The sequence below is a fragment of the Pontibacter beigongshangensis genome (assembly GCF_014332515.1).
Taxonomy (GTDB): Bacteria; Bacteroidota; Bacteroidia; order Cytophagales; family Hymenobacteraceae; genus Pontibacter; species Pontibacter beigongshangensis.
In genome coordinates this window covers 39,285-54,349 of the sequence record NZ_VFSD01000014.1, presented here as the reverse complement: position 1 = coordinate 54,349, position 15,065 = coordinate 39,285, and the positions used below count along the sequence as shown (strand labels likewise).

13 protein-coding genes and 1 tRNA gene are annotated in these 15,065 nt (G+C 45.3%); 9 read left to right on the top strand and 5 right to left on the bottom strand.

Features of this window, described 5'->3' with window-relative positions; genetic code table 11:
- Positions 1 to 299: 299 nt before the first annotated feature.
- The 6 genes from FJM74_RS12530 to FJM74_RS12505 all read left to right on the top strand — a co-directional run bounded on the left by FJM74_RS12530 (position 300) and on the right by FJM74_RS12505 (position 6,681).
- Positions 300 to 1,232, top strand: coding sequence for a poly(ethylene terephthalate) hydrolase family protein (locus tag FJM74_RS12530; RefSeq protein WP_241739111.1), 933 nt, complete (start codon positions 300 to 302; stop codon positions 1,230 to 1,232).
- Between the two features lie 256 nt (positions 1,233 to 1,488).
- Positions 1,489 to 2,394 carry a hypothetical protein gene (locus FJM74_RS12525; protein WP_187262953.1) on the top strand — a complete coding sequence of 302 codons (906 nt, stop codon included), beginning with the start codon at positions 1,489 to 1,491 and terminating at the stop codon, positions 2,392 to 2,394.
- A gap of 116 nt (positions 2,395 to 2,510) precedes the next feature.
- Positions 2,511 to 4,076 carry a family 43 glycosylhydrolase gene (locus tag FJM74_RS12520; protein WP_241739110.1) on the top strand — a complete coding sequence of 522 codons (1,566 nt, stop codon included), beginning with the start codon at positions 2,511 to 2,513 and terminating at the stop codon, positions 4,074 to 4,076.
- A 428-nt stretch (positions 4,077 to 4,504) separates the two neighbouring features.
- Positions 4,505 to 5,878, top strand: a complete 1,374-nt coding sequence (locus FJM74_RS12515) for a hypothetical protein (RefSeq protein ID WP_187262951.1) — start codon at positions 4,505 to 4,507, stop codon at positions 5,876 to 5,878.
- A 10-nt stretch (positions 5,879 to 5,888) separates the two neighbouring features.
- The gene (locus FJM74_RS12510; protein ID WP_187262950.1) at positions 5,889 to 6,287 is read left to right on the top strand and encodes a hypothetical protein; all 399 of its coding nucleotides are present in this window, start codon (positions 5,889 to 5,891) and stop codon (positions 6,285 to 6,287) included.
- 1 nt (position 6,288) lies between these two features.
- Entirely contained in the window at positions 6,289 to 6,681 is a 393-nt protein-coding gene (locus tag FJM74_RS12505) for a hypothetical protein (RefSeq protein WP_187262949.1), read from the top strand.
- Between the two features lie 101 nt (positions 6,682 to 6,782).
- On the opposite strand, the gene FJM74_RS12500 is transcribed toward FJM74_RS12505, so the two are convergent.
- The 3 genes from FJM74_RS12500 to sucC all read right to left on the bottom strand — a co-directional run bounded on the left by FJM74_RS12500 (position 6,783) and on the right by sucC (position 9,135).
- Positions 6,783 to 6,866: transfer RNA gene (locus FJM74_RS12500), tRNA-Leu, on the bottom strand.
- 15 nt (positions 6,867 to 6,881) lie between these two features.
- Entirely contained in the window at positions 6,882 to 7,418 is a 537-nt protein-coding gene (gene hscB / locus FJM74_RS12495) for a Fe-S protein assembly co-chaperone HscB (RefSeq protein WP_187262948.1), read from the bottom strand.
- A gap of 514 nt (positions 7,419 to 7,932) precedes the next feature.
- The gene (sucC, locus tag FJM74_RS12490) at positions 7,933 to 9,135 is read right to left on the bottom strand and encodes an ADP-forming succinate--CoA ligase subunit beta (protein ID WP_187262947.1); all 1,203 of its coding nucleotides are present in this window, start codon (positions 9,133 to 9,135) and stop codon (positions 7,933 to 7,935) included.
- A 229-nt stretch (positions 9,136 to 9,364) separates the two neighbouring features.
- Here sucC and FJM74_RS12485 point away from each other — a divergent pair, with 229 nt between their 5' ends.
- The gene (locus FJM74_RS12485) at positions 9,365 to 10,429 is read left to right on the top strand and encodes an AI-2E family transporter (RefSeq protein WP_187262946.1); all 1,065 of its coding nucleotides are present in this window, start codon (positions 9,365 to 9,367) and stop codon (positions 10,427 to 10,429) included.
- Positions 10,430 to 10,798: 369 nt separating this feature from the next.
- Positions 10,799 to 11,467, top strand: coding sequence for an ABC transporter ATP-binding protein (locus tag FJM74_RS12480; protein ID WP_317175556.1), 669 nt, complete (start codon positions 10,799 to 10,801; stop codon positions 11,465 to 11,467).
- Between the two features lie 453 nt (positions 11,468 to 11,920).
- On the opposite strand, the gene FJM74_RS22210 is transcribed toward FJM74_RS12480, so the two are convergent.
- Entirely contained in the window at positions 11,921 to 12,178 is a 258-nt protein-coding gene (locus FJM74_RS22210; protein ID WP_206684037.1) for a hypothetical protein, read from the bottom strand.
- Positions 12,179 to 12,671: 493 nt separating this feature from the next.
- On the opposite strand from FJM74_RS22210, the gene FJM74_RS12475 reads away from it, so the two are divergent.
- Entirely contained in the window at positions 12,672 to 13,457 is a 786-nt protein-coding gene (locus FJM74_RS12475; protein WP_187262944.1) for a hypothetical protein, read from the top strand.
- 133 nt (positions 13,458 to 13,590) lie between these two features.
- Here the strand turns inward: FJM74_RS12475 and FJM74_RS12470 are convergent, their stop codons facing one another.
- Entirely contained in the window at positions 13,591 to 14,904 is a 1,314-nt protein-coding gene (locus tag FJM74_RS12470; protein ID WP_187262943.1) for a hypothetical protein, read from the bottom strand.
- Positions 14,905 to 15,065 lie beyond the last annotated feature (161 nt).

Genomic DNA, 15,065 nt, shown 5'->3' with positions numbered 1-15,065 from the left:
TGTTACATATTGTTGTTCAAATATAGTATATTCGTTAAGGCAGTTCCTGTTACCAAAGTTGAGCACACGAAACTCCTCCTGCTGATAGCTGCTGCGCAACATCCGTTTAGTAGTATTCTTTTACCAGTCCAGGTTAATCATCCTTCTGCGATTTCAGAGATAAACGCTCACTGGCCTGGCAAAACATTCCTGCAGTCAGCCCTAACATCCGGCTGCTGGGGCACTTGTTCAGGCAACCGGGGTTTAGGTAGAAGATGAAGTGGTGTAAATTAAAAAGGAAACACAACCTTATAATCTATATGAAAGCAAAAAATGTATTCTTTACTTTCCTGTCCCTTACTTTGCTAAGTGCGTTTACTCCTGGCTATGCACAGCAGCAGCAGCAGCAGCAGCAGCAGCCTGTCTCCGCCCAACCTGCGTCAAGAGTAGTGGAAGATGGCGGAACCGGTCCTTATAGCGCGATTATGCTCACCGAAAGCACATTGCCCACGCATACCGTCTTCCGCCCGAATGACCTGAGCGCTTTTGGTAAAAAGCATAAACTGCCCATTATTGCCTGGGGCAACGGAGCTTGTGCCAATTCTCCCTGGGAACATGTAAACTTTCTGTCAGAGGTTTCTTCTTACGGGTTCTTAGTGGTGGCTATCGGACCGATGCCACAGGAAGGAGAAAAAGGAAGCGGGAAATCAACTTCTTCTCAGCTTCTTGATGCCATCGACTGGGCGGTTGCTCAGAACAATGACAGGAAAAGCCCTTATTACAATAAGATAGATGTATCCAAAGTAGCCGTAAGCGGCATGTCCTGTGGTGGTTTGCAAACGCTTGAAGTGGCCTCCGACCCTCGTGTAAGCACTGTAGTGGTGTGTAACAGTGGTATTTTTAGTACCCCCGGCAACGGCAGGAGTGCCATGCCAAACCTGACGAAAGCCAACCTCCAGAAAATTCATTCGCCTACGCTGTATATGCTGGGGGGAGAGAAGGACATTGCCTATGCCAACGGCATGAACGATTACGAGCAAATACAACATGTGCCGGTTTTTGTGGCCAATATGGATGTTGGGCATGGTGGCACATACAGCCAGCCGCATGGTGGTGAATTTGCTAAAGTTGCCACTGCCTGGTATAAATGGCAGCTGAAGGGCGACCATGCGGCGGGAAAGCTGTTTACGGGAGAGCCTGCAGGCCTTTCGAAAAACCCGAACTGGCGCTTCGAAAAGAAGAATATGCCTTAAGGCTGCGCCAAATTAAAAATTAGAAATTATGGCAGCTATACGTTTGAATAGCTTATCAAGCATCAAACCTTTCTAAAAATCAAATTGGAGAAGCACTGGCGAGGTGGACCGTGAAATGTGCAGACTATCCTACAAAAAAGACTCTGCTCAACTGTTGGTGCGCCTGGCTACCACTGAACCTGCCTTGTATCATCATTTTAGCAGGCTTCCCTTGCCTGGAAGAATATCCATGTTGTTCAACAAACCCTCCCAAAGCATGAAAAAGTCAATTTACCTCCTTTCCTTGCCTCTTGTGGCTGTCTCTGTCCTGGCTTTTACCAATCCTCAGGGCTCCCTGGGTAGTAGCGATACTCTCCTAACGGAAAGCTCTCCCGTTTCCAATCCTGAAAATATGCCAGAAGCATCGGAAAGAAGCAAAGCACAACTTATTAGGCCTGTGGCGGCAACTGATGCGACACAGGCTTCGCCCAAACGAGAATATGTCTCAGCGCAGGCCCAAGGTTCCCTGCTCGACTATAACAACGTGAAGAAGATTCGTGAGGGTGAGACAACCCTGGCAGAAGTGGAGAAATTGTTTGGGAAACCCTCAGAAAAAGAGCTAACGGACAAGCACGAGAATTGGCACTACAAAATCAATGGCTGGCTGCGAATTCAGTTTGACAAGGCTGGAAAAGTTACCAGTTATGCATACAGATTAGACGACCAGGAAACCGTGCCTGTTCTGGATGTTAATGATGTGAGAAGAATACAGGTTAACACGTCGGATGAGGCGGCTATATTAAGCACCTTTGGGAAACCAACTAGTGTGGAAATATCACCTACTACAATTCGCTTCTTCTATCAGGTTCCTGAAACTAACACTTCGCTTTCTGTGCAGTTGCGCAGGCTTGAAAAAACTTTGGTGAGCTCTTATAACTACTCAACCCAGCATCACAACCCCGTTCGTATTGATGAAAATCAGGTCAGAGGCCTCGAAAAAAATAAAAGCACGGCAGCGGATATAGTACAAAGCTTTGGTGAGCCTAACTTAAAAATAGTTTCCGCTACCGGTGAAGACTGGACCTACAAGACAGAAAATACAAGCCTGCTCTTAAGGTTTAAGATGTGGGAGGAGACTAAAGGAGTTATATTAGAGAACTATTTGTATAAAACAGATTCATAAAACTTTCTTAATGACTGCTCTATCTTAGTTCGATAGATACCACTTAATTCATCCCTATGCACCATAAAATGAGATTAAAAGGTTTTTTTGTCAGGCACAGTCCTCTGATTTTATTAATGCTTCTGCTGGCTATTTTTCCGGGCACCCCGGGCAGTGCCCAGAAACTTAACATTAAAAACGATGTATTCCGGGACACCAGGGACGGTCAGCCTATTTACAGCCAGGGAGGGGGGATATTTACTTTCAAAGATCCTGAAACAGGCCAGGAAAAATATTACTGGTACGGCGTTCACTACAAAGAGGCAGAGACATACAGAGCGTCTCCTAACAAAACGTTGCCCAGGGCGAGCTTTGAATCAGTTACCTGCTATTCTTCAACCGACTTGGCTAACTGGACTTTTGAAGCGGACGCCATGACAAAGGCAGAAGCCATGCCGGATGGCAGATGGACCTGGGTAGGGCGCCTGGGCGTAGCTTACATGAAAGAGATAAACCAATATGCCATGTTTGTGCAACATGGGGCGCAGGTGCTGATCGCTGTTTCGGACCTGCCTGCCGGCCCCTTTAAATGGCACCAGAAGATAAGTATGCTGGACCGGATAGGCACTACCAATACCGGCGATCAGACTGTTTTCACGGATGAGGACACCGGTAAATCTTACCTGGTTTATTCTTATGGAAGGGGAAGAAACAAGATTTATGTTTCTGAAATAGGCATGAAAGACGGAAAAGTAGACCTGCTGGACTGTGTTAAAATTTTTGAGGGAGCAAGCCGCGAAGGAAACTGCATGTTTAAGTACAAGGGCAAGTATTATATGGCTGCCTCCAATATTTACGGCTGGGATTCTTCTCTGGCGTATTACCTGGTGGCAGACGATGTAAGAGGACCGTATGAGCCGCTGAATAACATGCTGGTGATGGATGGTGCCAGTGAAGATTATGCACACGTTTCGCAAACAGGTTTTTTCGTTAAACTAAATGGCAGCAAACAAGAAACAGTTGTTTACTGCGGCGACAGATGGGCCAACTTTGCCGGTAACGGGTTAGGATACAACCAGTGGGTGCCCTTATCCTTTAATGGGGCAAAGCCATATTTCAATTCCCTGGGGTCGTGGAACCTGGATGCTAAAACAGGTGAGTGGGAAGTAGCCGCTGATAATAACTACGTTAAAAATGGAAGTTTTGAGGCCGACCGAAAAAGGATGCCCAGCCATTTTAAACCGGTTCAAACTTATCTTATTGGCTGGGAAACCACCGTCCTGAAAGGGAACAGGATTTCGATTGATACGCTGAGTTCGCCCGAACTGAATTTTGCCAATTCCGAAGATGACCGGAAAACAGTTGTAGGTGAAAGAAGCCTTCATATCAGCGATAAAGTTGACTTTGAACGGAATGTTGCTCAAGTTATCAGCTCTTCTCCGTACGTTGAACTAAAGGACGGCTCCTACACGCTGAAGGCTACTATCCGGAATAGCAATGATTTTAAAAGGCTTGAGATGTATGCAGAAAGCGGCGGAAAACGGCTGGCACAAAAGGTGAAGAAAGAAAATCCGCAATGGCATACGGTTGAACTAAAACAGATACCAGTTAAAAACGGCAAAGTGGAGATTGGCTTTAGAGCGGAGGGTAAGGCTGGAGCTACCTGCCAGATCGATGATGTTTCGCTGGTTCTGGAAAAGTAACATAAGGTTAAAACATAAATCATCCCTAATTTTATACAAGGAGGGATAAGCACAAAAATCCGCTCTAGGAGTAACTAGGGCGGATTTTTTATGCCTGTCACTGCTATTCTATGTACAGCGGGAGGAGTAAATTGGCTTTTCTGTGAACACAAAAGGATCATTCCTGCCGCAACCATTCTTTAAATTAAGGATAAAGAATGATTGGTAACAGCCTCAAAAAAGCATTTTTAGCTTATTTTACCCATTTTTCACTACAATGCCTGTTTTTCAAACTCCGGAAGGAATCATGTTTTGTTTTATTAATATATATAGCAGAAGATATGTAAATGGTTTAATTTAGAATTCAAATTACAAACACCCACCTGAGATATAACACTAAATTTCTCTCACGAGTATAAGTCTCTGGGTAAAATTATTTATAAAATATAATGAGTATAATTAGACCGAGACTAAACGACTTTCATAACATATTAATAACACAGGAGGAAGTTGATTTTGCAATACCCTTTATAGATGAGGACATACCCTTGTATGTAGATCCTTTCCTTTTATGGAAATCTCCTTCTATGCAAGACAATTCTCTCCATCTTTTAATTACTAACAGCTTTAATCACTTAGGATTCCTATTATCAAAGGGAAAAGAGAAAGAAGCAATTGAATTATTAATTAGAGCATCTGAATGTGATGAAGTTGGCTTAGGAGATTCTAAATCAAAATCTGGTAAACGAATCGGAGAGAAGTTAGCAAGTGAAATATTAAAGCAATTTGATTCTATACCACAAATAAAAAATAGTGGTTTTACTCACTTTGAAGAAATTCAATTGCTTGTTGAGAATTTTTCGAAAGATAGAGTAAGTGATATTGCCTGTAATTTTATGCAATCTTTCTTGATTGATTTTACAATTGAACAGTCAGAAAAACATCATATTCCAATTGAAAGAGTAAAGTTGGAAAATGTATACAATCCTAAGGAGTTTAAATTTGCTTATGAAGAAACTTATTTGCCAATAAACCCAGAAACAAAGGAACCTATTCTTTTTGTGCCTAAAAGATGGCTCAGACATATACCTTGGTTGAATACGGATGATTATTTTAATAACTACTTTTTAAAGAATGTAAAGAAAGAAGGAGAAGAAACCCCTAATCGAGTTAAACTTTTAAACTTTAATAGGCACAATTATGATTTAGTTAAAGCTTATACAGCTATTAAGGAAAAGAGTGCTGAAAACCTTAAGAATGATCCTCTATTTAATCAAATTCCAATAACGTCGGCAAAAAGAAAAATGTCTACCATTAGCAAGTTGCCAACTGGGAAGATTGATAATGCAGATAGGAAATTTGAGGATAATGTATGTCAATTGTTAGCATCTTTACTCTATCCACATCTAGATTTTGCAGCAGAACAGAGTCGTACAGATTCAGGGGTTCTTATTAGAGATTTGATTTTTTATAATAATAGCTCAACTGATTTTCTTAAGGAGATATATGATGCTTACGGGAGTAAACAGATTGTTTTTGAGTTAAAAAATGTACGCGAAGTTACGAGGGATCATATTTTTCAGCTTAACAGATATTTAAACGATCACTTTGGGAAATTTGGCATCATAGTTACTAGAAACACTCCCTCAAAGCAAATTATAAAAAATACTATAGATCTATGGTCAGGGCAAAGAAGGTGTATTTTAATTATTGATGATTCTGATTTGAAGCAAATGACACAGATATTTGAAAGTAAGCAGAGAAATCCAATTGAAGTTATAAAGAAAAAATATATTGAATTTGTAAGGGCTTGCCCTTCGTAAATGTGAAACTATGAATACTAATGAAGTTAATTTATTTGAGAAAATACAAAGCCAACTCGATGGACTGTTATCAGAAATAACTATTCTCTCAAAGAAGTCACCTAATGATGGGGTGAATAAATTTAAATTGAAATTTATAAATGAAGTTCTTTCTAGTGCAAATAAGCTCCTTGGTACCCCATATAAACCTCTAGCATCATTTGAACAATTTGATGAGGATGATTTGCCATCGAATAGTGATGTAACATTCATACTCTCTCAGTATTTAAATTGTTTTGAAAAGATGAGAGCTGATAATATATATAGATTGCAACAATATGATGGAAACAAGTACTTCTACGAATGGTTTTGGACAGTTGATAAAAGCAAGTCTAAAATAAAAACTGGTCCACCAAAAAAAATCAAATAATATGGCTAACAGACAAATATTAAATAAGATGCCTAGCAAAGAAAATTTACCTACTAATGCTCAAATTGTAAAATTTCAGATGCTTAATGAATTAGCAGATTCCATTTACACCGAAATGAAGGAGTTTGCAAAGAAAAAACCTGATGACCCCCTTAATAAATTTAAAGTTAAAAATATTAACCGGGTATTGTCTCAGCTTAAAGAGTTTTTGAAAGATGAGCCAACGATAGATTTTTTAGATCATTTAGATGATGAATCTCTTCCTTCTAATAGTGACGCCATATTAATTATTGGTCAATTCAAAGCATCAATGGATAATTTTAGAAATAAGTATACTAATCAGTACCGTCGTTGGAGAACTGTAGAAAATCCTCAAGGAAAAGCTGTAGAATAAAGAAATAGCTCATAAAGAATAATTTCGTCCCCTGTACCGTCCCCCAAAAACAAAAAAACCCTGTAAATACTTGATTTACAGGGTTTTTTGAATGCATAATGTACCTTGGGCCGGAGTCGAACCGGCACGAGTGTAACCTCACAGGTGTTTGAGACCAGCGCGTCTACCAATTCCGCCACCAAGGCAAAAGCGCCCCTCGTTCAGGAGCGTGCTGCAAACTTAGATAATGTTTCTTTTATTCGCAACAGGTATTTTTTCTTTAGGTAATATGTTTTTACCTCTTCCAGGGCGGCCTCTTTTGTAACTCCATGAAGCTCAGGGTATCGCTGCAAAGTGGGCAGAATGTCGGCGTCTAAGGTGGCTGTTAAACCGGCGGCTTTTTCTCCTATTTCGTGCAGTTTGGCTGCGTCAAAGTCGAACTCCAGCTCCATCAGCTCCTCGTTCAGCTCCATCATCTCCATCAGGAAGGCAGGAGGGAGGTCGTTTTTGCCAGCGTCTTCCAGCAGGCCGTGCTTCTTCAGGATGTACTGCATGCGCAGGTCCGGGTTGCTGAGGGTGCGGTAGGCGTTGGTGTTGAGCGTAGAGAGCTGCAGAATCTCCTGCTGCTTCTCAGGCGTGTCGTTGGCAAAAAAATCGGGGTGGTAGGCACGGCTGAACTCGTAGTATTTAACCTTCACGGCCTTTTCGTCCACCAGGAAATTTTCGGGGATTTTATAAAAATCGAAGTAGTTTGTCATGTAGCTATTTTCGAAATATCAATGTGTACAATAGGCAGCACAAAAAGCCGCATCCGCTAATTTACTCTGTTTTGCAACAACAAGTTTACATTTAGCAAAATGCCTGAGAGCAACCAGCCATTATAATATATTTAAAAAGGTATTTCTGTAGCAATATACCGGTTACTACCGCGAGCTTTCAGCTCGTGGTCTGTCATGGGGCGAGCTTTCAGCTCGCGGAAACAGACCTGAAGGCAATTTTATCTCTCCTCCAAATCTTTGGCATGTGCCAAATGATTCCCGCGAGTTGAAAACTCGCTTCATGTAGAACCACGAGCTGAAAGCTCGCGGCAGTGATGATGGGGTTAGGGAGGGAAATTAATTTAGAAACCTCTACCTACAGCTACCTTCTAATTATTTAAATGAAATCGGCTCTCCGGAGGCTTTTGCTCCTGCTGCTGCTGCACCTCGGCAGCTTTAAACAGAAAAGGCTACCGGTGAGGGCAGCCTTTTCTGTTGGTCGTAGTGTCAGGGCTTAGGCGTTAACCTCTGCCAGCACTTGTTTTACTTTCTCGGCAGCTTCTTTCAGCACAACCGCAGAGTAAACTTTCAGGCCAGACTCATCTATGATACGGGCACCTTCTGCTGCGTTTGTTCCCTGCAGACGAACGATGATCGGCACACGGATGTCGCCAATGTTTTTGTAAGCTTCCACCACACCGTTTGCTACACGGTCGCAACGCACGATACCGCCAAAGATGTTGATCAGGATTGCTTTTACGTTAGGGTCTTTCAGGATAATTCGGAAACCAGCCTCTACCGTCTGGGCGTTGGCGCTACCGCCTACGTCGAGGAAGTTGGCAGGCTCACCGCCAGAAAGCTTGATGATGTCCATGGTGGCCATGGCCAGACCAGCACCGTTTACCATACAACCTACGTTGCCGTCCAGCTTCACGTAGTTCAGATTGTGCTCGCCAGCCTCTACTTCCAACGGATCTTCTTCCGAAATATCGCGCAGGTCAGCCAGGTTTTTGTGGCGGAACAGGGCACTGTCGTCAATATCAACTTTGGCGTCTACGGCCAGAATTTTATCGTCAGATGTTTTCAATACCGGGTTGATCTCGAACATAGAAGCGTCGATATCAATGTAGGCTTTGTACAGGTTGGTCACAAATTTCACCATCTCCTTAAAGGCATTGCCGGTAAGGCCGAAAGCGAAAGCCACTTTGCGCGCCTGGAAACCCTGCAGACCAACAGCCGGGTCGATCCACTCTTTAATGATTTTCTCAGGAGTTTTCTCAGCCACTTCCTCAATGTCCATACCACCTTCAGTAGATGCCATGATCACGTTCTGGCCTTTGGCACGGTCCAGCAGAATACTCAGGTAAAACTCTTTGGTTTCTGACTCGCCGGGGTAGTACACATCCTGCGCCACCAGCACTTTATTCACCAGTTTTCCTTCGGGGCCGGTCTGGTGCGTCACCAGGGTCATGCCCAGAATCTGGGAAGAAATGTCTTTTACCTGCTCCAGGTTTTTGGCCAGTTTCACGCCGCCGCCTTTACCGCGACCACCCGCGTGAATCTGTGCTTTGATAACGTGCCAGCTGGTACCGGTTTCTTCAGTAAGTCTCTGGGCAGCTTCTACCGCCTGCTCTGGCGTTTCAGCCACGATACCTTCCTGAATCCGGACACCGTAGCTTTTCAGAATGTCTTTCGCCTGATATTCGTGTATGTTCATGCTTTCAGTTTTATTGGAAGCACGAAAGTAAGCCATTATCCCCTGAAATTCAAGTAAACAGTTTCTAAATATTAGCCATTTGTTAATACGGCTACCCAACGTCTGTCTGGTTCTTAAGCGGCAGTTTGCTCCCGCAGGGCCCGGTAAAACAGGCCCCTGGTAACGATATGTTGCTTTCAGGAGTACAAAGAAATGCAATAACAGGATATCGAAACAGTAAAAGCATTTTATGCAGAACATATACGCTTTCTCCAGAAGGGTGGCAGTGGCCGCCTTTATCGTATTTCTCATCGCTTCGGGGTTTTATCTGATAGGCAAGGCCTCTTATTTCTTTTTGCTAGTGTTTTCGGCGGTTTTGCTGGCGGTTATGTTTTGCGGGCTAACCGATATCGGGGTTCAGAAGCTGAAGCTGAAACGCTGGCTCAGCCTTTTGCTGGTAATCATACTGGTGTTTGGCTCGGTTACCGGGGCCTCTATGCTGATTGCGCCTACTATTTCGGAACAGGCTGAAGAAATGCGCGAAACCATTCCGGAGGCGATCACAAAAATGCAGGACTGGCTGAAAGGCCGGGCGTGGGGAGAGAAGCTCGAAGAGCAGATACCTGACGATATGGGTGAGATGCTGCCGGAGCAGGAGGAATTGACAAGCATGCTGACCGGCGTGTTCAAATCTACGTTCAGCCTGCTGGCCGATTTCTTTATTGTGATTATCGCCGCCCTGTTTCTGGCTGCCGATCCTGGCATGTACACCAGGGGCTTTGTAAAGCTTATGCCCGTGCGCGCAAGAGCCCGTGTGCAGGAGGTGCTGCAGAAGCTCTACCATACCCTTAAGCAGTGGTTGCTGGGCATGGTGTCGGCCATGGCCATTATAGGGGTAAGCACCACCATCGCTTACCTGATTATTGGTTTGCCGCTGGCCTTTGCCCTGGGCCTGATCTCCTTTTTCCTGGCTTTTATCCCGAACCTCGGACCCTGGCTGGCGGGTGCGCCTGCCGTGCTGGTAGCATTTACGGTGGGCCCTGATATGGCACTAACGGTGCTGCTGGTATACGGGGCTATTCAGTTGGTAGAAAGCTACTGGGTTACACCCATTATTTTTCAGAAAACGGTAGACCTGCCCCCGGCCTTGCTGCTCTTTTTTCAGGTGCTGTTTGGTATTTTAATGGGCGGGCTGGGACTGCTGATGGCAGCTCCCATACTGGCTGTGGTAATGGTGGTCGTAAATGAGCTGTTTGTAAAGGATGTGCTGGAGCGCAGGCAGCCGGAAAAGGAAGGCCCTGATCCCGCAAAATAGAATCGTCAAAGCAATTTCAGCAAGGGGTAACTAGATCTGATTTACTTTCCTGCTTGGTTTGGGACGGAATTATTCTAATGAAAAACGCCCTCCTGAAGCTCTTTTTGTCTGAATCTTTTTTAGGGCCCTTACCCCAGGTATTTACAGGATTTCAGGATTTCCAGGATGGTTCCGGCACAAGATGTGAGGAAGCCTTCCATAATTTCTAATTTTGAATTTCTGATTTTTAATTGGGCATAGCCCCACAGGCGAATTCTGGAGGCGATGGCGCCAAAAAATAGCGGGGCATACCAGAATTCTGCCGTTTGTTTAGTAGCTTTGACTGCTATATACGTTCATTTTCCCCTATACTTACATCCATCAAGTATTGTGCTGCAGGTAATCAACATTCATAAAAAATACGGTGCGCTGGAGGTTCTCAAAGGCATCGATCTGTCTATCCGGTCCGGAGAAGTAGTGTCTATAGTAGGTGCCTCAGGAGCTGGCAAAAGTACGCTGCTCCACATATTGGGTACCCTCGATACCGCAGACTCCGGCGATGTGATGTTCGACGACCGCAACATTGCCAAACTGAACGCCACCGAGCTGGCCCGGTTCCGCAACAGGCACATCGGCTTTATTTTCCAGTTCCACAACCTGCTGCCGGAGTTCACGGCCCTCGAAAATGTTTGCTTGCCCGGTTTTCTGGCCGGACGCCCCGAAAAAGAAGTGGAGGAGCGGGCCAAGGAACTGCTGCACATGCTCAACCTGTCGCACCGGCTGCACCACAAGCCTTCGGAGCTGTCAGGGGGGGAGCAGCAGCGTACGGCCGTGGCACGCGCCCTCATTAACTCCCCACGCATCATCTTCGCCGACGAACCCAGCGGTAACCTCGACTCGCAGAACGCCCAGGAGTTGCACCAGATCTTCTTCAGGCTGCGCGAGGAGTTTAACCAAACCTTCGTCATAGTAACCCACAACCTCGAACTGGCCGAAATGGCCGACCGCACCCTCACCATGAAAGACGGCCTGATCGTGCAGGGCGAAACCATCGTTTAAGAAGACGCAGGACACACGACACAAGACACACGACTTTTCTGTTTTGGGTCCTGATACTTGTGTTCAGAAACGGAGGTATGCCACATGTCTTCAAGCAGGTTTTGTCGGTTGGAGGAGTAATTATTCTAACCCAAGTTGTGCGGTAGGAGATAGGCAGGGATAATTTACAACTCCACTACTGCTACCTAACGCATTACATGTCGGTACTGGCTTCAGCTGCATAAAAAGTTGCCGGTGAAAACACACGGCAACGGCAAAAGGAGAAGCCGACAAAGAATTCTTTTTGGAGCACTACTCGTTTTTGTCATCCTGGAAGGATCTTGTGGGCGAGAACCTAAAGCAATGGTAATTAGCTCTAATGTCTGAGTTAGCATAGCTGCTGGTACAGCTGTGACAGCAGCAGCTTGTTTTATTGCTTGTGTCTTTGTTCTTTTTGTCTTGCTACCATAGCCCTCAGGCTAAGAAGGGAAAGGCCTTCAGATGCTTATTTGATGCTTTTACATTTTGAGCAGCCGCTGTGCTTGTTGGTGAAGAACACCCAACAAGGGCCAGCGGTGCAGCATTTTTGGAATAACAGAATGAAAGTGTTTTGCTTTGCCTGACGGCTATGGTCTTGCTATAAAAAGAACCAAAAAAATCAAGACGCGAAAAATCGAGGCCCCGTTCCCCCACTCGCTGACCGCACAAAGAGTTTAGCGTCACTTTTTGCACCGGGCAACTGTAGTTGCTGCGTTGCTAACTGCCGCAATACATTCCTTTAGGACTACTGCCGCACAGGTGAATTATTTGAATGAAAAAGGCCCTCCGGAGCTCATCTTGTAGGGAAAAGCAGGCCGCTGGTGCAAAATTCAAGAAACAGAAGCCTTGTTCTTCCTAACAAGATGAGCTCCGGAGGAGCAAATCGCTTCAAATAATTCAGTCTTACAGCTTCTCCTGCCAGTGCAGCTACAAGGCCTTAATCAGCTAAATTCCTGGCACTTGGCAAGAAGCCTACTCATCCTTTTCTTATTCAAATCCGTACTATATATCCCCCTTTTCCTTTTTATTACCAGATTTCGGGTGCTATGGGAAATGGGCTTCAGGTTTCGAAAAATATTTTATAAGTGGCTGGTAATCAGATGTATAAATTAGTATTTTTTTGACGATTCTGGCACTAATCGGGCACCTGCTGTGTTTATTAATTGTACTAAAAAGCTAAGAAGAAATGAGTCAAACACAAAAAGACACCAATGTGCAGAAAAAGCCGAAAGTCGAAAGCTATGACATAGCCAAGTCGGATGAGACGCTGCACCTGGCTGTTGATCTGGCGAAGTTCATAAAAGAGAACAAACTATTCCAAAATATACAAGGCAAAGAGTACGTGAACGTGGAAGGCTGGCAATATGCCGGGTCGCGCTTAGGTATTCTGCCGGTAGTGGAGCATGTTGTCAACATCAGCACCGACGATGAAATTAAATACCAGGCCAAAGTAAACCTGCTCGACCTCAGGAGCCAGCAGGTGGTAGGAGCCGGCTTTGCGATCTGCTCCAACCGGGAGCAGGGCAAAAAGTATTACCAGGAGTTCGCTATTGCGTCTATGGCGCAGACCCGGGCCATTGGTAAGGCCTACCGCAACATCCTGGCCTGGATCATCAGAGCGGCTGGTTATGAGCCCACTCCCGTAGAGGAAATGGACTATGGCGGCAACGAGCCAGCCAAGGTGGCAGTACCGACCGAGAAGAAGGCCACCATGAAGGCTGCACCTGCCACAGCAGCCTCTGCAGAGCCAGCCGCAGTTGAAGCAGAGAAAACACCGGGTGTGCGCTATGCCTCAGCCAAGCAGAAAGAGGAGATCATCCGGTTGCTGAACAACCCGGTGATCACGCGCCAGGAAAAGACCAAGATGTTGCTCAACATCAACCGTCTGGATGAGGAGCGCGCCGCGCAGGCTATCGAGAAGCTGAAAAAGGTAATCGAAGATCGGGAGGATGGTCAGTCCGCCGCTGCCTAACCCTATTGTTAAACAGAGTTTATGCCGTCCCTGCTTCTGAAAAGAGGCAGGGCTTTTTTTGTTCTCATAATTTTTTAGATGAACTGATAAACCTGACCGGATTTTCTGCAGGCTTACAGAGTTGTGTTTGCAGTTACTGCCTGATCATATAGTTAAGGCCTAAAGAAAAGGATTGCTGTCTGATGCGCGTGGTTACAAACTGCGAAAGAAGAGCAGGAGGATTGTATGCCGCGGCAATTACAAATTTGCTGCCGATTATAACGCCGGTCCGGATACCATAGGAATAATAGAAGTTCATGAGTGACAGGGTAATATCGTTAATGGACGGATCGGCCCGCCGGGTGCCATCGTCGTAGTAATACTCTATCTGGTATGTGTTTTCAGGGTAACCGGCCAGGTTCACGCTGGCTGCCAGGCCCAGGTAGTGTTTAAAGTTGTCGCGGCTAAAGGTGGTGTAGATAACTTGCGGACTCAGGCTCAACACACGCTGGTTTACTTTATAGCTGTAGGCGTTATAATATCCGTACTGGCTGTGCAACTTGTTTTGTATTTGGTAATTGGCTGCAGTGGCGGCAAGCTCCATGCGCAGGTAGAATTTCTGCGTGTGCTTGTTCCGGAAAATGTCGAAACCCACCGCCAGTATGGGCATAATGGAAATGGGGTTGCTATCAGCATTTTCAAGGGCACTGGACCTTTCTACTTTTATGCTGCTAGCATTTAGCGCTGCACCGGCATAGAACCTGGTGGCGGGTTTAAGCGATTTTACGGAAGGCGCATTGCCGTAGCCGCTCTCGTTGATGCCAAGAATTATCTTTTCGAGGTAGCTGACTGCATACTGCGCGGAGGCAATGCTTTTTTGGAGCCTGGCATCGTCAGGCTTGAGTTTTGAGGCCAGGAACTGCAACTGGCCAACGTATCCTTTTTGTTCCATGACCTGCGTGTTGGAGCCAGGCGTAAAACTCCTGCTGAAATACAGCTCCTGCGGTTTGCTGCCGTTTTTTTCCTGAATAAAATACCTGGTTTTAAGTTGATCGGTGTAGGAGAGCAGGTCTACCTGCCCGCCTTCTACATGCAGCTTTAAAAAGACAGTGACCTCTTGTGGTGCGATATCCAGGTAAGCATGGCGTTTTAAGTCGGTTGGGTTCATGGTAATTAACCCGCTATACCGCCTATACGCCTCTATGCCTATTATTTCTACATATTGGATATCACCTGTGCTGTACTCGGTTGTATGGTTGCTTGCTTCCTGGCTTTTGAAGGTGAAGGTTGCCGGAGTATTGTTCGTTTCCCTGTAGTTAATAAAACCGCGCAGCGTGTCGCCGGCTGTGGTTACCGCAAAGCCAGGCAGGAAATTGGTTTGTGCCCTCAGCGGCAGTTGCATCATTAAGAGCAGGCCTGTCACCAGCGCCACTTGCTGAAGCTTACCCGGAAATCTGGATAAATTCATCGAATAAAACATTTAAGATTAGTGAAATGACACTGGAAACGGGTTAGTATCTATGAATGGAGAAAAAGAGGAAGGCACTAGAAAGTATCTGGTATACCCAGGTGCGCAGGAAAGAAAGGAAGCTTTTTGAAGATTTTGCTGTGCAGTTCATAGAGTATCGT